Source organism: Kribbella shirazensis (assembly GCF_011761605.1).
In the GTDB taxonomy this organism is placed as follows: Bacteria; Actinomycetota; Actinomycetes; order Propionibacteriales; family Kribbellaceae; genus Kribbella; species Kribbella shirazensis.
Map to the genome: position 1 here is coordinate 4,785,105 of NZ_JAASRO010000001.1, position 15,976 is coordinate 4,801,080.

At 70.6% G+C, this 15,976-nt stretch carries 15 protein-coding genes; 11 read left to right on the forward strand and 4 right to left on the reverse strand.

What is annotated here, in order from left to right; all coding sequences use genetic code 11:
• Positions 1 to 10: 10 nt before the first annotated feature.
• The gene (locus tag BJY22_RS23145) at positions 11 to 1,003 is read left to right on the forward strand and encodes a Gfo/Idh/MocA family protein (RefSeq protein WP_167210035.1); all 993 of its coding nucleotides are present in this window, start codon (positions 11 to 13) and stop codon (positions 1,001 to 1,003) included.
• Here the strand turns inward: BJY22_RS23145 and BJY22_RS23150 are convergent.
• On the reverse strand, positions 1,000 to 2,205 hold the full coding sequence (locus tag BJY22_RS23150) for a low temperature requirement protein A (RefSeq protein ID WP_202891227.1): 1,206 nt from the start codon (positions 2,203 to 2,205) through the stop codon (positions 1,000 to 1,002). The genes BJY22_RS23145 and BJY22_RS23150 overlap by 4 nt on opposite strands.
• A 128-nt stretch (positions 2,206 to 2,333) precedes the next feature.
• On the opposite strand from BJY22_RS23150, the gene BJY22_RS23155 reads away from it, so the two are divergent.
• The 6 genes from BJY22_RS23155 to BJY22_RS23180 all read left to right on the forward strand — a co-directional run bounded on the left by BJY22_RS23155 (position 2,334) and on the right by BJY22_RS23180 (position 6,348).
• On the forward strand, positions 2,334 to 3,089 hold the full coding sequence (locus BJY22_RS23155) for an SDR family oxidoreductase (RefSeq protein ID WP_167210037.1): 756 nt from the start codon (positions 2,334 to 2,336) through the stop codon (positions 3,087 to 3,089).
• The gene (locus BJY22_RS23160) at positions 3,086 to 3,304 is read left to right on the forward strand and encodes a hypothetical protein (RefSeq protein ID WP_167210039.1); all 219 of its coding nucleotides are present in this window, start codon (positions 3,086 to 3,088) and stop codon (positions 3,302 to 3,304) included. Before BJY22_RS23155 ends, BJY22_RS23160 begins: the two co-directional genes overlap by 4 nt.
• Positions 3,297 to 4,172, forward strand: coding sequence for an RNA polymerase sigma-70 factor (locus tag BJY22_RS23165; RefSeq protein WP_167210041.1), 876 nt, complete (start codon positions 3,297 to 3,299; stop codon positions 4,170 to 4,172). Before BJY22_RS23160 ends, BJY22_RS23165 begins: the two co-directional genes overlap by 8 nt.
• 11 nt (positions 4,173 to 4,183) lie before the next feature.
• Positions 4,184 to 4,552 (forward strand): sigma-70 family RNA polymerase sigma factor family protein, encoded by a 369-nt coding sequence (locus BJY22_RS23170; protein WP_167210043.1) that lies wholly within the window; start codon positions 4,184 to 4,186, stop codon positions 4,550 to 4,552.
• A gap of 69 nt (positions 4,553 to 4,621) precedes the next feature.
• Positions 4,622 to 5,662, forward strand: coding sequence for an LLM class flavin-dependent oxidoreductase (locus BJY22_RS23175; protein ID WP_167210045.1), 1,041 nt, complete (start codon positions 4,622 to 4,624; stop codon positions 5,660 to 5,662).
• Positions 5,659 to 6,348 (forward strand): NAD(P)-binding domain-containing protein, encoded by a 690-nt coding sequence (locus BJY22_RS23180; RefSeq protein ID WP_167210047.1) that lies wholly within the window; start codon positions 5,659 to 5,661, stop codon positions 6,346 to 6,348. Before BJY22_RS23175 ends, BJY22_RS23180 begins: the two co-directional genes overlap by 4 nt.
• A 48-nt stretch (positions 6,349 to 6,396) precedes the next feature.
• On the opposite strand, the gene BJY22_RS23185 is transcribed toward BJY22_RS23180, so the two are convergent.
• Positions 6,397 to 7,182, reverse strand: coding sequence for a methyltransferase domain-containing protein (locus BJY22_RS23185; protein ID WP_167210049.1), 786 nt, complete (start codon positions 7,180 to 7,182; stop codon positions 6,397 to 6,399).
• A 12-nt stretch (positions 7,183 to 7,194) separates the two neighbouring features.
• The gene (locus tag BJY22_RS23190) at positions 7,195 to 8,925 is read right to left on the reverse strand and encodes an L-aspartate oxidase (RefSeq protein ID WP_167210051.1); all 1,731 of its coding nucleotides are present in this window, start codon (positions 8,923 to 8,925) and stop codon (positions 7,195 to 7,197) included.
• 133 nt (positions 8,926 to 9,058) lie between these two features.
• Between BJY22_RS23190 and BJY22_RS23195 the strand changes: the two genes are divergently transcribed.
• From BJY22_RS23195 to BJY22_RS23210, 4 genes are all read left to right on the forward strand, one after another.
• Entirely contained in the window at positions 9,059 to 9,769 is a 711-nt protein-coding gene (locus BJY22_RS23195; protein ID WP_167210053.1) for an alpha/beta fold hydrolase, read from the forward strand.
• 119 nt (positions 9,770 to 9,888) lie between these two features.
• The gene (locus BJY22_RS23200; protein ID WP_337758883.1) at positions 9,889 to 10,389 is read left to right on the forward strand and encodes a sigma-70 family RNA polymerase sigma factor; all 501 of its coding nucleotides are present in this window, start codon (positions 9,889 to 9,891) and stop codon (positions 10,387 to 10,389) included.
• Positions 10,390 to 10,464: 75 nt separating this feature from the next.
• Positions 10,465 to 13,194 carry an ATP-binding protein gene (locus BJY22_RS23205; protein WP_167210055.1) on the forward strand — a complete coding sequence of 910 codons (2,730 nt, stop codon included), beginning with the start codon at positions 10,465 to 10,467 and terminating at the stop codon, positions 13,192 to 13,194.
• 66 nt (positions 13,195 to 13,260) lie between these two features.
• On the forward strand, positions 13,261 to 14,601 hold the full coding sequence (locus BJY22_RS23210) for an FAD-dependent oxidoreductase (protein ID WP_167210058.1): 1,341 nt from the start codon (positions 13,261 to 13,263) through the stop codon (positions 14,599 to 14,601).
• Here BJY22_RS23210 and BJY22_RS23215 read toward each other — a convergent pair.
• Entirely contained in the window at positions 14,579 to 15,928 is a 1,350-nt protein-coding gene (locus BJY22_RS23215) for a peroxidase family protein (protein WP_167210060.1), read from the reverse strand. The genes BJY22_RS23210 and BJY22_RS23215 overlap by 23 nt on opposite strands.
• Between the last annotated feature and the right edge of the window lie 48 nt (positions 15,929 to 15,976).

A 15,976-nucleotide genomic window follows, 5' to 3' on the forward strand; every position in this document is an offset into this window, starting at 1 on the left:
GAGTTCGGAGATGATCAAGGTCGGGCTCATCGGCGCCGGGGGCATCGCCTCGGCGCACATCAAGGGCTACCGGGCGCACGCCGACCGGATCCGTGTCACCGCGGTCGCGGACGCCGTGGCCGAAACGGCGAAGAAGCGCGGCGAGGAGCTGGGCGCCGCCGCCTACACGGACTACCGCGAGATGCTCGCCAAGGAGGAGCTGGACGCGGTCGACATCTGCCTGCCGCACCACCTGCACCGCGACGCGATCGTCGCCGCGGCCGAGGCGGGCAAGCACATTCTCTGCGAGAAGCCACTGTGCCTGTCGGCCGAGGAGGCCGCGGACGTCCGCAGGGCGGTGACCGAGAACGGCGTGACGCTGATGTGCGCGCACAACCAGCTGTTCATGCCCGCGGTCGCCAAGGCGAAGGAGCTGCTGGAGGCCGGCACGATCGGCACGGTCTACGAGGTACGGACCACTGACAGCTTCTACAACGACTTCGACCCGACCACGATGGGCTGGCGGGCGAGCAGCAAGACCAGTGGTGGTGGCGAGCTCATCGACACCGGATACCACCCCACCTATCTGATGCTGCACCTCGCCGGCGGGCTGCCCGTCGAGGCTACGGCGATGCTCTCCACGCACCGGCTGAAGTTCATGGAGGGCGAGGACTCCGCGCAGGTGCTGATCAGGTTCGACAACGGAGTCGTCGGCCAGCTGGTGACCAGCTGGGCCTACCAGCCGGCCTCGTCCACCGAACGCTTCTCCGCCGTCGGCGAGCTCGGCTCACTGACCAGCGACGGTACGACGCTCTCGTACCGCCTCCGGTCCGGTGAGACCGAGACCTTCGAGTTCGAACCGGTCGACACGTTCGTCGCCGAGATCGGCCATTTCGCCGACTCGCTCGCCGGCAACAAGCGGCCGCTGCACACCGAGCACGAAGGCATCGCGGTCCTCGGCATTCTGCTGGCCGCGTACGAAGGCTCGAGGTCCAAGACCGTCGCGCCGGTCCTGAAGGTCTAGGAGCCCTTGAAGACTCCCTGCCTGGCGTTCCACGAGGCGGCGGCGACCACGCCTACGCAGGTCGCCGCCGTCAGCGCGAGGTCCGCGACCGGTCCAATCACGGGTGTCGCGAGTGGCAGCACGAGCAGGATCGCGATGCCCGCCAGCGCCGTACCGCCGTGGAATCCGGACAGCTCGCCGATGCAGCGATGGACCGCCCAGAGCAGGCCGATGAAACAGGCGGCCGGTACGGCGACGGCGTAGCTCGCGCCGGTGGGGGACAGGTGCAGTTCGTGGCCGGTCTGCTCGACGGCGACCTCGAGACCGGCGCCGAGCGCGGCGAGTGACGCGAAGAGGCCGTAGTGGCCGTAGCCCCAGCGGTACGAGCGGTCCCGCCGGTCCTCCAGCCGCGGCCCGGCGGGATGCAGGAAGTACAGCCACCACAGCGCGAACAGGATGACGAGTCCACAGGCCGCGACGGCGATGAGCTCGGCGCTGACCGCGGTCTCCTCGAGGGCCCGCCGTACGGCGTTGGACGCGGCCAGCACCGCCTCGCCGAGCAGGATGATCGTGAACAGCCCGTACCGCTCCGCGATGTGATGCGGATGCCAGGTCGTCGCCCGCGGCCGCTCCGCCCACAGCGGGACCGCAAGTTCGAGGATCGACAGGACGACGAACGCGGCGAGCAGTACGCCCTCCGAGGTGCCGATCTGGACCAGGTACCACCGGCCGAACCAGCCGATCTGCAGCACCCCGATGCCGAACGCGTAGCGGAACGCCGTGCGCCGGCGCGCCGGATCCTCGATGCCGGCGCGGAGCCAGAGCGAGATCAGCCCGATCCGCATCACCAGGTAGCCGGAGGTGACCATCAGGTAGTCGCCGTGATCCGCTGCGTCCGGGACGCCCGCGGCGAGCAGCAGGACGCCGGCCATCTGCACCATGGTGAGGACCCGGTAGGTGACGTCGTCGGTGTCGTACGACGAGGCGAACCAGGTGAAGTTCATCCACGCCCACCAGATCGCGAAGAACACCTGCAGGAACGCCAGCAGCCCGGACCACGGGTGGCCGTCCGCGATCGTGTGCGCGAACTCCTCGGTCGCCGCCGCGACCGCGACCACGAAGGTCAGGTCGAACAGCAGCTCCAGCTGGCTCGCGGCCCGGTGCGGCTCGTCGATCGGCCGCGCCGTCATCCGCACGCGGATGCGGACTCCTGCGTCGGGCACGGTGGGTCCTCCTTCGTGAGACGTCGTCACCAGACAGACAGGGCACCGCGTCCGGATGTGACTGTCACAGGCCGGACGGGTGCCCTGTCTTACCTGGTGACAGCTCAAGACAACGAAAGGGTTCTGCGATGAAGATCGTCGTGATCGGCGGCACCGGCCTGATCGGCACGAAGCTGGTGGCGAAGCTCACCGAGCACGGCCACGAGGCGGTGCCGGCCGCGCCGAGCACCGGCGTGAACACCATCACCGGCGAGGGCCTGGCGGACGCCTTGAAGGGGACGGACGTCGTGATCGACGTGGCGAACTCGCCGTCGTTCGAGGCCGGTCCGGTGATGGAGTTCTTCAAGACCTCCACCTCGAACGTGCTGCAGGCCGAGGACGCGGCCGGTGTCCGGCACCACGTCGGCATCTCGATCGTCGGCACCGAGCGGATGCCGGACAACGCCTACTTCGCCGCGAAGCTCGCGCAGGAGGAGCTGATCAAGTCCTCCGGCATCGCGTACTCGCTGGTGCACGCGACCCAGTTCTTCGAGTTCGTCGGGGCGATCGCCGACGAGGGCACCTGGGACGACGGCAAGGTGCACATCGCGCCGGTGGCCTGGCAGCCGATCGCCGGCGAGGACGTCGCGAAGCTCCTCGGCCGGACCGCGGTGGGCGAGCCGCTGAACGCGCGGATCGACATCGCCGGACCGGACGAGTACCGGATGGACGAGTTCTTCCGGAAGGCGCTCGTGGCCCGTGGCGACACCCGTGAGGTGGTCGCCGACGAGCACGCGCGGTACTTCGGCTCGGAGCTGACCGAGCGCAGCCTGGTCCCGATCGGCGAGGCCACGCTGGGCGAGCTGCACTACGACGAGTGGTACGCGTCGCAGGCCGGTCGATGACGATGGACGACCCGTTCCTGCGCAAACTGGACGTCGAGGTGGAGGCCGACATCGCCATGAACGCCGCCGGCACGCCTCCCGACGACGAGGACCCCGCCGAGTGGCTGATCGACCCGTTCGAGGTCGAGGTGGAGGCGGCCGATCTGAACAGTCTGCACAGTGCCATCGAGGCGCTGGAGACCGACGAGGGACCGTATCCTCCAGCTGATGAGTGACGACCCGGAAGACCTGGATGATGCGGTTGCCGTCTTCAACGAGGTGCGGCCGCGCCTGATGGGGATCGCGTACCGGATGCTGGGCAGCCACACCGAGGCCGAGGACCTGGTCCAGGAGGTGTGGCTGCGCTGGCAGGCGGCGGACCGCGGCGCGGTCAAGAGCCCGGTGGCGTACCTGTCGACGGCGGTGACCAGGCTCGCGATCAACGCGAGCCAGTCCGCCCGTGCCCGCCGGGAGACCTACATCGGGCCGTGGCTGCCCGAGCCGGTCGACACCAGCGCCGACCCGTACCTCGGTGCCGAGCACGGGGAGGCGCTGAGTTTCGCCGTCCTCCTCGTGCTCGAGCGGCTGTCACCGACCGAGCGGGCGGCGTACGTCCTGCGGGAGGCGTTCGACTACCCGTACGACGAGCTCGCCGCGATGCTGCAGTCCACCGAGGCCGCGGTACGGCAGCTCGTCAGCCGGGCGCGCAAGCGGATCCGCGCGGAACGCCGTACCGAGGTCAGCGGGACTCAGCAGCAGAAGTTGCTCACGGCCTTCATCGCGGCCGCGCGGGCGGGTGATCTCGGGGCGCTGGAGCAACTGCTGGCGAAGGACGCGATCAGCTACTCCGACGGCGGCGGGGCGGCGCGCGCGTCGAAGTTCCCGGTGGTCGGCCGGCTGCGCGTGGCGAAGTACCACCGGGCCTTCCACCAGCACTTCTGGGTCGGGGTGGAGGTGGAGTTCGGTATGGCGAACGGCCGCGCGGTCGCGATGCTGAGCCGCGACGGCGAGGTGTTCGCGGTCTGCACCGTGACCGCGTCGGCCGAGGGAATCGACGAGGTGCTGTGGCAGATGAACCCGTCGAAGCTCACCGCGATCGCTTGAACGGAGGAGAAGTGTTCAAGCGGGGCGATCACGCCGTCGTCCACCGGTTCGCGACCGCGTTCCGGGCCGGCAGCACGGGCGCGATCCGGAGCCTGCTCACGCACGACGTGGTCGCGGTCAGCGACAGTGGCGGCCGGGTGGCCGCGGCGATCGCCCCGGTCCGGGGCGCCGACCAGGTCGCGCGGTGCGTGACGGAGCTGCTCCGGCCGGGGACGGTGCTGAGCGTCGAGGCGGTCAACGGCCAGCCCGGCGTGGTCCTGCGAACCCCGGACGGGGCTGCCGTCGCGGTGCTGAGTCTGAAGGTGGCGGGACCGAAGGTGTCCACCGTCTGGATCGTCCTGAACCCGGACAAGCTCCGGCACTGGCGCCCCCGGGAATGAACCCCGGCCGTTCTGGTGTTGACGTGTCAACCTAGAATTGACGCGGTTGGCGGACGGGAGAACGCAAACATGACCGAGTTGGCCTTCGGGCTGGACACGTTCGGGGACATTCCGGTGGACGACAGCGGCGCGCCGGTGACGGCCGCGGCGGCGATCCGGCAGGTGGTGGACGAGGCGGTCCTGGCCGACGAGATCGGCGTGGACGCGATCGCGCTCGGCGAGCACCACCGGCCCGAGTTCTCGATCTCGACGCCGGAGACGGTGCTGGCCGGGATCGCCACCCGGACCTCGAACATCAAGCTCGGGTCGGGCGTGACGGTGCTGAGCTCGGACGACCCGGTGCGGGTGTTCCAGCGGTTCTCGACCGTGGACGCGCTGTCGAACGGGCGCGCCGAGGTGATCCTCGGGCGTGGCTCGTTCACCGAGTCGTTCCCGCTCTTCGGGTACGACCTGGCCGACTACGAGGTGCTGTTCGAGGAGAAGCTGCAGTTGTTCGTGCAGCTGCTCGACGAGAAGCCGGTGACCTGGGAAGGCACGGTGCGCGCGGCACTGGACAACGCGGAGGTCTATCCGAAGACCGAGTCCGGCCGACTGGCGACGTGGGTCGGCGTCGGCGGGTCGCCGCAGTCCGTGGTGCGTACGGCGTACTACGGGTTGCCGCTGATGCTCGCCATCATCGGCGGATCGCCGGAGCGGTTCGCGCCGTACATCGACCTGTACCAGCGGGCGGCGCAGCAGTTCGGCACCGTCGCGCATCCGGTCGGGATGCACTCGCCGGGGTTCGTCGCGGAGACCGACGAGCAGGCGAAGGAGATCTACTACGCGCCGTACAAGGTGATGCGGGACCGGATCGGGGCGCTGCGTGGCTGGCCGCCGCTGAAGCGCGAGGAGTTCGAGTCCGAGGTGCTGCACGGCTCGATGTACGTCGGTTCGCCGGAGACGGTCGCCCGCCGGATCGCGGGTGCGGTGAAGGCGCTCGGGGTCGAGCGGTTCGACCTGATCTACTCGGGCGGCCCGCTGCCGTCGAGTGCGCGGATGAAGGCCGTCGAGCTGTACGGCACGAAGGTGATCCCGCTGGTCCGCGAGATCCTCGCGGAGGACTCGCAGTGACCACGATCGGGATCCTCGGCGCCGGCAAGGTGGGGACGGTGCTGGCGCGGCTGGCGGTCGCGGCCGGGTACCGCGTGCTGATCGCCGGCTCGGGCGACGTGTCGAGGATCGCACTGATCGTCGAGGTGGTGACACCGGGGGCCGTGGCCACGACCGCCGCCGAGGCTGCTGCCGAGGCCGACGTCGTGATCCTCGCGCTGCCGCTGGGCAAGTACCGGACGGTCCCGGCCGAGGCGCTGCGCGGCAAGCTCGTCGTCGACGCGATGAACTACTGGTGGGAGGTCGACGGTATCCGCGACGACCTCACCGACCCGCGGACGTCGTCCTCGGAGATCGTCCAGGACTTCCTTCCCGGGGCGCGCGTCGTCAAGGCCTTCAACCACATGGGCTACCACGACCTCGACGAAGGCGCCCGCCCTTCCGGCACCCCGGACCGCAAGGCGATCGCGATCGCCGGCGAGCCGTCCGACCTCGCGCAGGTAGCGGCGATCGTCGACGCCCTCGGCTTCGACCCGGTGACCGCCGGACCACTTGCCGAGGGCAAACGCCTCGAACCCGGCACCGAACCTTTCGGCGCCAACGTCGACGCCGACGAACTGCGCCAGATGCTTGACCGCTTCCCGGACACCATCCGAGGCCAGGAAGTAGCCCAGGCTCGGGGTATTGGCGCACCGCTCGACAGGTAGTGCACCGGCGAGACGCCGTACGCGCTGCAGCGGCCGCGCTCAGGTGTACTACCCGGCGGCCGGGGACCTCCTGTCGTTGGGGACCCTGGCGACGGCGTGGAGCAGTTGGATCGAGAGTTGGCCCTGGGCGAAGAGGCTGGTGAGGCGGGTGCCTTGGCTGTTCGCCAGCGTGTAGGCGGGGTGGGTGTGGTGACGGGCTGAGATGTGGGCGGCGACCGCGGCGGCGCGGCGGGTCCACGACAGCGGTACAGCGGCCGGGCGTTCGATCTGCTCCACGAGGTCGAACCCGGACCGGTCGAGCACGTCCTCCAGTTCGGTCTGGGTGGGGAAGTGGTTCCCGTCCGGCGGCCGCCTGATCGGGCGGTCGCCGGCGACCACCACGAGCAGTCCGAGGGACGCGCGGGGAACGAGCACGCGGTGGATCTCCCTCAGCAGCGCGACCTTGTCCTCGACCGTGCACAGGACGCCCAGGCACCACGCGACCTCGACGGACTCGTTGCCGAGCGGGATGTGCCGGCCATCGGCGGTGAGGACCGGCAATCCGAACAGCTTCGAGGCGGCACGGCCCGCGGAGGGCATGGCTTCCAGCAGGATCGGCCGTACGCCGAACCGGCTGGCGGCCCAGGCCGCGGGGCCGCCTGAGCCCGCGCCGACGTCCAGGAGCCGAGCACCCGGCGACAGCTCGCAGGCCTCGGCGAGCCACGCCAGTGCGGCAGGGCTGGAGCTGCCCCGGCAGGCGGCCGGGATCGCATGCTCGACACCGAGCTGTTCCACGGCTTCCGCGGTCCAGGCGGCAACGTCGTCGAACTCCGCGACCATCCCCGGAGCGGTCACGACACCCTCCCCCTACTCGACCAGTTTACCCTCCGACGAGACGTCCCGCATGAGTTGACGCAGTTCGTCCGGGATCGGTGGGATCTGCTCCTGCTCGACCGCGCCCGGGCCGGACCAGACGAGGTTGACCTGCAGCGACTCGTCGAGGTCCGGGTAGTCGGACCGGTTGTGGCATCCGCGCGTCTCCCGTCGTACCAGGGCAGCGTCGAGCGTCGCGCGCGCCGCCAGGGCGGACGCCTTGAGGTCGAACGCATGCGCCAGGTCCTGGAAGCCGGCGATGTCCGGGTGGACGCCGACCTGGGTGATCCGTTCCTCGATCTCGGACAGCTCCGCGAGCCCGGTCTGCAGACCCTGCTCGTCGCGGACGACGCCCGCGCGGGCGGTCATCGTGTCGCGCAGCGCACGCTGCAGGGCGCGGACGTTCTCGGGCCCGTCGTTCGTCAGCAGCTCGTCGACCTCGGCCCGCGCCTCGGCGACGGCGTCCGCGGAACGCAGCTGCGCCTGCCGTCCGATCGAGTACTTCGCCGCCTCCTCGGCGACGATCCGGCCGAACACGAGGAGCTCGATCAACGAGTTGCCGCCGAGCCGGTTCGCCCCGTGCAGTCCGCTCGCGGCCTCGCCGATCGCCCACAACCCGTCGACGCCGGTGCCGTGGTCCTCGGCCCGGACCCAGACGCCGCCCATCGAGTAGTGCGCGGTCGGCGCGATCTCGATCGGCTGCTTGGTGATGTCGAGCATCTGCAGCTCGAGCAGCGTCTGGTACACCCGGGGCAGCCGTCGCATGATCGTCTCGCGGGGGAGATGCGACACGTCCAGCCAGACGCCGCCGTTCGGCGTCCCGCGGCCTTCCTTGATCTCGGTGTACGCCGCCAGCGCGACCCGGTCCCGCGTCGACAGCTCCATCCGCTCCGCGTCGTACCGGGCCATGAACCGCTCGCCGAGCGCGTTGCGCAGCTGCCCGCCCTCGCCGCGGGCCGCCTCGGAGACGAGCGTGCCGGCCGCGTTCTCGGGCTCGATCAGCCCGGACGGGTGGAACTGCACGAGTTCGGGGTCGCGGATCTTCCCGCCCGCGAGCACGGCCAGGCGGAACGCGTCACCGGTGTTCTCGTCGCGGCGTGACGACGTACGGCGCCAGATCCGGGTGTGACCGCCCGCGGCCAGGATGACCGCGTCGGCGTGGATGACGTAGCGCCGGCCGGTCGTCAGATCGAAGCCGTACGCACCGAAGACCGTGTTGTCCTTCACCAGGATCCGCGTCACGTACACCGTGTCCAGGATCGGTACGCCGAGCTGCACGGCGCGGTTGATCAGCGTGCGCTGGATCTCCAGCCCGGTGTAGTCGCCGGCGAACGCGGTCCGGCGGAAGGTGTGCGCGCCGAAGAACCGCTGCGAGATCCGGCCGTCGGCCTCGCGCGCGAACGGCATGCCCCAGCGCTCGAGGTCCCCGATGCCGCGGGCCGCTCCCTCGGCGACGATCTGCACGGTGACCGGGTTCGCGAGCAGATAGCTCTCCTGCAGCGTGTCGGCGGCGTGCTGCTGCCAGCTGTCGTCGGGGTCCATGGTCGCGAGGGCGGCGTTGATGCCGCCGGCGGCGAGTGAGGTGTGCGCGTCGGACCGTGGCCGCTTGCCGAGGGCAAGAACCTCGACCCCCTGCTCGGCCAGTTCGATCGCGGCCCGCAGGCCGGCACCACCGGTTCCGATCACCAGGACCGACGTGGCGATCTGTTGTTCGGCGATGCTCATCTGTTCTCCTTCGCTGGCGGTGGACGTCTCACCCACTAGGACACCGCAGCGCCCCGATGTGTGACTGTCTCGCCGGTCACAACCAGGCTGTCTGTCCGGTCTCACTCGGTAGCTCGAGGAAAAGGAGAAACCCATGAGCGAGAATCCGGTCGTCGTCCTGGTGCACGGGGCGTTCGCCGAGTCGGCCAGCTGGAACGGTGTCGTCGAGCGGCTGCGGGCGCAGTCGATCGAGACGGTCGCGGTCGCGAACCCGCTGCGCAGCCTGGAGGGGGACGCGCAGTACGTCCGTGACGTCATCGCCGGCATCGGCCGGCCGGTCGTGCTGGTCGGTCACTCGTACGGCGGCATGGTCATCACCGAGGCCGCCGCGGGCAACGACGCGGTCAAGGCGCTCGTCTACGTCTGCGCGTTCGCGCCGGACCAGGGGGAGACCGCGTTCGAGCTGTCGCTCAAGTTCCCGGGCAGCACGCTCGGCGGCGCGCTGAACGCGTACCCGGTCGCCACCGGCGGCAACGAGCTGGCGATCCGGAGCGACGTGTTCCGTCAGCAGTTCTGTGCCGACGTACCCGACGACCAGGCCGCGCTGATGGCCGCGACCCAGCGTCCGGTCACCGAGGCCGCGCTGACGACCGGCCTCCCCACCGCCACGCCGGCATGGCGGACCATCCCGTCCTGGTTCGTGTTCAGCGACCTCGACCTGAACATCCCGGTCGCCCTGCACCGCTTCTTCGCCGAGCGCTCGGGCGCCAAGGACACCCGCGAGATCGCCGGCGCGTCGCACGCCCTGAGCGTCTCGCAGCCGGAAGCCGTCACCGCGACGATCCTGGACGCCCTCGGTTCCTAGGGCCATCTCCCAGGACCACCACGGACTCGACCACGGGGTTTCCAGGGCGCGGACCCCGTGGTCGACGAGCGACGCTGAGTTCCGTCCCAGAGGTTCGTCCCAGCGTCAGGAGGCCGATCGTGAGTACGGCGGGGTTGGACGAGTTCCTGCAGGCGCGGCCGCGGTTGTTCCGGATCGCGTGCCGGATCACCGGCAATCCGCACGAGGCCGAGGAGCTGGTACAGGACGTCTGGGTGCGCTGGCAGCGGACCGACCGGTCGGCTGTCGCGGACCCGCAGGCGTTTCTCGCGACCACGGTGTCGCGGTTGGCGATCAACCTGGTGCAGTCGGCGCGCCGCCGGCACGAGACCGCCGTCGGTCCGTGGCTGTCCGACGAGCGGGTGGCCACCGGACCGGATCCGCAGTCGTACGTCGAGAACGAGGAGGCCTACGCGGCCGCCGTACAGCTGTTGATCGAGCGCCTGTCACCGGCCGAGCGGGCGACGTACGTCCTACGGGAAGGCTTCGATTACCCGTACCGGCAGATCGCCGAGCTGCTCAGGATCGGTGCCCCGAACGCCCGGCAGCTCGTGAAGCGCGCCCGCGACCGGCTCGCGGAGCCGGCGCCGATCGCGGGCTGATCCGGCCTTCCGGTACTCGGGGGTCCTGTACCCGTATCGTTGCGCACCCGTAGCCTTTGACTCGGGGGTGGAGCGATGACCAGCTCAGGGCCGGAGCTACGCGGACGCCGCGCGGAGTGCGCACGCCTGGATCACGTCGTCGGCGGCGTGCGATCCGGCGAGGGCCAGGTGCTGATCGTGCGTGGCGAGGCCGGGATCGGGAAGTCCGCCCTGCTCGAGTACCTGGCCGGCACGGCCGACGGCTGCCGGGTGGCGCGCGCGGCGGGCGTCGAGTCCGAGATGGAATTGCCGTTCGCCGGTCTGCATCAGCTGTGCCTCCCGCTGTTGCGGCTGACCGATCGGCTGCCGGCTCCGCAGCGCGCGGCACTGGAGGTGGCGTTCGGGCTGTCCGGCGGCGGGCCGCCGGACCGGTTCCTGATCGGTGCGGCCACGTTGAGTCTGTTGTCGGCGGCTTCCGATCGGGAGCCGCTGCTGTGTGTCGTCGACGACGCGCAGTGGCTGGATCTGGCGTCGATCCAGGCGCTGAGCTTCGTCGGTCGCCGGCTGTTCGCGGACCGGATCGGTCTGGTGTTCGCGGTGCGCGAGCCGGTGACCTGTCCGGACTGGAGCGGGTTCCCCGAGCTGCCGATCGGCGGCCTCGCGGACGAGTACGCCGGCGCGCTGCTCGATTCCGTCGTCCCCGGACGGCTCGACGGGCCGGTCCGCGCCCGGATCGTGGCCGAGACCCGCGGCAACCCGCTCGCCCTGATGGAGCTGCCCCGGGGCCTGACTGCGGCGCAGCTGGCCGGCGGCTTCGAGCGCCCGGACGCCCGCCCGCTGGCGAGTCAGATCGAGCAGAACTTCGCGCGCCGGGTCGACGCGCTGCCACCGGACACGCGCCGGCTGCTGCTCACCGCGGCCGCCGAGCCCGTCGGCGACGTACCGCTGCTGATGCGCGCCCTGACGATCCTCGGCGTGCCGATGAGTACGGCGGCCCCCGCCGAAGCAGCCGGGTTGATCGATATCGCCGGCCGGGTCCGGTTCCGGCATCCGCTGGTCCGGTCCGCGACGTACCGGGCGGCGGATCCGGTGGACCGGCGGGCTGTGCACCGGGCGCTGGCCGAGGCGATCGACCCGGAGCTCGACCCCGACCGCCGGGCCTGGCACCGGGCACAGGGCGTCGACGGTCCCGACGAGGACGTCGCCGCCGAGCTGGAGCGATCGGCCGACCGGGCGCAACGCCGAGGCGGTATGGCGGCCTCGTCGGCGTTCCTGCAGCGCGCGACCGAGCTGACGCCCGAACCGGCCACCCGCTCGCTGCGGGCACTCTCCGCCGCCCAGGCGAGCCTGGCGGCCGGTGCCTTCGAGACCGCGCTGCGCCTGCTGAGCACCGCCGAGCAGGGCACGGTCGATGAGCTGCACCAGGCGCGCGTGAACCTGATGCGCGCCCAGCTGACGTTTGCCTCCGGCCACAACCTGGAAGCTCCGCCGCTGCTGCTCGAGGCGGCCCGACGGCTCGAGCCGCTGGACCTGGGCCTGGCTCGCGACACGTACATGAACGCCCTCGCCTCCGCCCTGTTCGCCGGTCGCTTCGGGCAGGACAGGGGCATCGCATACATCGCCCGCGCAGCGAAGACGGTGCCGCGGCTCGAGGAACCTCGCAAGCACGACGTGCTGTACGACGCGGTCACGAGGCTGTTCGCCGACGGCCCTGCCAGCGCGGTGGTCCCGGCGCGGGAGACGATGCGAGCGTTCAGCACCGGGCCGGACGAGGACATGCCGTGGCTCTGGCAGGCGGCGGCGCTGGCCGTCCATCTGTGGGACGAGGAGAACTGGGACCACCTGACCGCCCGGCTCGAACGGATCGCCAGGGACGCCGGGAACCTCAACGAGTTGCCGCTGGTTCTGCACCATCGTGCCGTGCTGCTGACCCTGGCCGGCGAGTTCTCGACGGTCGCCGCGATGCTCGCCGAGGTCAAGACGATCAGTGATGCGACCGGTGTCGGCCTCGGGCCGTACGGCGACATCTTCCTGGCCGCGTGGCGCGGCCGGCGCGAGCACGCACAGCCGATGATCGCCGGCAGCCTGGAGGACTCGATCAGCCGTGGCGAAGGCGGCGCGGTGTCGAACGCGCATCTGACCAGCGCGATCCTGCTCAACGGGCTCGCGCAGTATCCGGCCGCTCTGGAGTCGGCGCTGGCCGCGACGGCGTACCCGGACGAGCACGGAGTCGCCAACCTGGCGCTGGCCGAGGTGATCGAGGCAGCGGCTCGCGCAGGTCGGCCGGAGTCTGCGGTCGAGGCCTACGAGCGGCTCCGGGCTGTGGCCGAGCCGAACGGCACGAGCTGGGGCCTCGGCGTCCTGGCTCGGGCGACCGGTTTGCGGTCGCAGGGGCCCGCGGCGGAAGCGGCGTACCAGGACGGGATCGAGCGGCTGAGCCGGACGCGGATGCGGATGGACCTGGCGCGGACACATCTGGTGTACGGCGAGTGGTTGCGCAGGGAGGGCCGTCGTCAGGACGCGCGCGTCCAGCTGCGGACGGCGTACAAGCTGTTCTCGGTGGCCGGGGCCGGTGCGTTCTCCGAGCGCGCGGCGCGGGAGCTCGCGGCCACGGGCGAGGTGCTGGACGAACGGCGTACGGCGGACCCCTCGGGACGGGACGCGTTGACGGCGCAGGAAGCGCGGATCGCGGACCTGGCCGGTGCCGGGCTCACCAACGCGGAGATCGGCGCGCAGATGTTCCTGAGTCAGCACACCGTCGAGTGGCACCTGCGCAAGGTCTTCGCCAAGCTGGGCATCACGTCCCGGAAGCAGCTCCGCCCGTGAGCAGATGTCACATCCGGCCGGGCCGAGGTGTCTTACTCGTGAGAGTGTCGACGGACGGAGAGTGCGGTGCGCAGGATCCTCGTGGTGGGTGGCGGGTACGCCGGGTTCTACACGGCGTGGCGGCTGGAGAAGAAGCTACGGCGGGGTGAGGCCGAGGTGGTCGTGGTCGACCCGCGGCCGTACATGACCTATCAGCCGTTCCTGCCCGAGGTCGTGGCCGGCTCGGTCGAGGCCCGGCACGCGGCGGTGTCGCTGCGACGGAACCTCCGGCACACGAAGCTCGTGGCCGGGATGGTCACCGGCATCTCGCACGCCGACAAGTCCGTGACGATCCGCCCGGCGCAGGGGCCGGAGTACACGATGACGTACGACGTGATCGCGGTGACCGCCGGTGCGGTGACGCGGACGTTCGCCGTACCGGGCGTGGCGGAGCGCGCGATCGGCATGAAGCACGTCGAGGAGGCCGTCGCGATCCGGGACCGGCTCTTCACCGCGTTCGACGAGGCGGCGGGGCTGGAGCCGGGGCCGCGGCGGCGCAAGCTGCTGACGGTCACTTTCGTGGGCGGCGGATTCTCCGGTGTGGAAGGGTTCGCGGAGCTGTTGTCGCTGGCGCGGGCGTTGCTGAAGAAGTACCCCGAGCTGTCCGAGAGCGACCTCGCGTTCCATCTCGTCGAGGCGTCCGGCCGGATCCTGCCCGAGGTGAGCGACAAGCCGGGCGCGTGGGTGGTGAAGCTGCTCGAGAAGCGTGGCGCGGTCGTGCACCTGAACACCACGATGCAGTCGGCCGACGACGGGCATGTGGTGCTGTCCGACGGCACCGAATTCGATTCGGAGCTGATCGTCTGGACGGCGGGCAACGCCGCGACCCGGCTGCTGCGCAACCACACCGATCTTCCGCACAACGAACGCGGGCTGGTGCAGGTGCGGGCGGACCTGCGGATCGGGACCGACACCGAGGTGATCCAGGACGCGTGGGCCGCCGGCGACGACGCGGCCGTCCCGGATCTCGCCTCCCCGACCAAGGGTGCGTACACCGTGCCGAACGCGCAGAACGCCGTACGGCAGGGGAAACGGCTGGCGAAGAACCTGCTGCGGTCGCTGCGCGGTAAGGAACCGAAGAACTACGTGCACCACAGCCTGGGCGTGATCGCGACGCTCGGGCTCGGGACCGGGATCTTCCAGTACCGCGGGATCGTCATCAAGGGCCTGCTCGCCTGGCTGATGCACCGCGGGTACCACGTCCTCGCGGTCCCGACGTGGGACCGCAAGATGCGGGTGCTGGCGATCTGGCTGGTCGCGTTCTTCTACGGCCGCGACATCGTGTCCTTGGCCTCGGTGCAGAGCCCGCGTGAGGCGTTCGCGACCGAGGCCAAGGAGGCAACGCTCACCGCGACGCGACAGGGATGAGCAGGTCGGTCAGGCCGAAGGTCGGCCCGGCGGCGGGCAGCTTCGGCTGCCAGTCTGCTTCGAGGCTGAGGTAGCTGGCCGGGTCCGCCCGCAGCAGTCCGATCAGTACCTCGGCCACGATCCGCCCGCCGACCGGCCCGAGCCGATCGCCGTCGCCGAGGTACTCGGACTCCTTGAGGATGTACAACCACAACGGCGTACCACCCGGCCAGGTGCCTTCGGTCAGCGCCGGTGCGCCGAACAGCTTGGCGACCTCCTCGCCGCTCGGCAGACCGGTCGTGTCACCGCGGAGCAGGTCGCGGACCGCGAGCGACCGGTACGCCGACTCGTCGACCGCGCCGGTGACCTGTTCGGGCAGCCCGATCAGGCTCGCCGGGAGCCGCCCGTCGAGCCGCTTCGCCCGTTGCGCCGGCGGACGGCCGGGTACGTCGAACACCTGCGTCAGATCGAGCCGCTGCCGGGGCGGCCCGAACCCGACCAGGTCCGGGAACAGCGGCAGCTCGGGCCCGCCTTCGACCAAGCGGTACGTGTGCCGGATCTGTCCGTGCCCGTAGCGGTACGCCGCATCGGCGAACTCCAGCGGGATGAACCCGTCCAGCGGCTCCGGCGCGAACCACTTCCCGCCGTCCTCCAGCACCTCGTCCACCAACGCCTGCCCGACCAGCCGCGGCAGGAAGTCGTGCACGACGACCCACTGGTAGTGCCACGTCAACGTGACGCGCGCCTGCTCGAACACGTCCTCCTCGGGTACGCCGCTCGCGCGTAGGTGATCGACGATCCGGTTGTGCGCGTGCAGCAGCGCCACGTGCAGACTCAACGAGAACAGGTGGACGTCGTTGCGCGGGTCACCGATCAGCGCGACGCCCTGCGGGTTGCGCGGAACGTCGTACCCGTCCGGGCTGAGCAGGAATTTCGCCGGGTCGTGCAGGTCGAACAGGTACGGCGAGCCGATCGGTCCGTCGGCGTACAACATCTCGAGGTTGAGGCGCGGTGAGCGGGCGTTCCGCAGCGCGTCGGTCTCGACCCCGCCTGTGATCGGAGACCGGTCCGCGGTGGTGTCGTGTGCCAGCAGTTGACCGAAGAACGGCCAGCCTGCGGCCTGCTGCGCGTTGTCACCGGCCCCAGAATCCAGCGCGGCGCCGGGATCCAGTGCCGCCGCGGCGTCACAGATCCCGCCGTCCGCACCTGCCCGCATCAGTACGTGTGGATCCGTCCCGAGCGGATCGAGCCCGGGGAACATCCGTCCGTACCGCGCCCCGCCCGTCGGCCGATCCACGCTGCGCACCAGGCTGAGACAGTGGTCCCGCGCCGCCGGATGCTTACTCATCCATGTCCTCCTCGAGTTGTCCGCACAGGAAGAGACAGGACATGACCG

What these genes read in the sequence shown, in the direction of transcription:
- BJY22_RS23190 (WP_167210051.1), bottom strand. Translation starts at nt 8,925, where the DNA reads ATGAGCATCGCCGAACAACAGATCGCCACGTCGGTCCTGGTGATCGGA.
- BJY22_RS23195 (WP_167210053.1), top strand. Translation starts at nt 9,059, where the DNA reads ATGAGCGAGAATCCGGTCGTCGTCCTGGTGCACGGGGCGTTCGCCGAG.
- BJY22_RS23215 (WP_167210060.1), bottom strand. Translation starts at nt 15,928, where the DNA reads ATGAGTAAGCATCCGGCGGCGCGGGACCACTGTCTCAGCCTGGTGCGC.
- BJY22_RS23165 (WP_167210041.1), top strand. Translation starts at nt 3,297, where the DNA reads ATGAGTGACGACCCGGAAGACCTGGATGATGCGGTTGCCGTCTTCAAC.
- BJY22_RS23145 (WP_167210035.1), top strand. Translation starts at nt 11, where the DNA reads ATGATCAAGGTCGGGCTCATCGGCGCCGGGGGCATCGCCTCGGCGCAC.
- BJY22_RS23160 (WP_167210039.1), top strand. Translation starts at nt 3,086, where the DNA reads ATGACGATGGACGACCCGTTCCTGCGCAAACTGGACGTCGAGGTGGAG.
- BJY22_RS23155 (WP_167210037.1), top strand. Translation starts at nt 2,334, where the DNA reads ATGAAGATCGTCGTGATCGGCGGCACCGGCCTGATCGGCACGAAGCTG.
- BJY22_RS23175 (WP_167210045.1), top strand. Translation starts at nt 4,622, where the DNA reads ATGACCGAGTTGGCCTTCGGGCTGGACACGTTCGGGGACATTCCGGTG.
- BJY22_RS23205 (WP_167210055.1), top strand. Translation starts at nt 10,465, where the DNA reads ATGACCAGCTCAGGGCCGGAGCTACGCGGACGCCGCGCGGAGTGCGCA.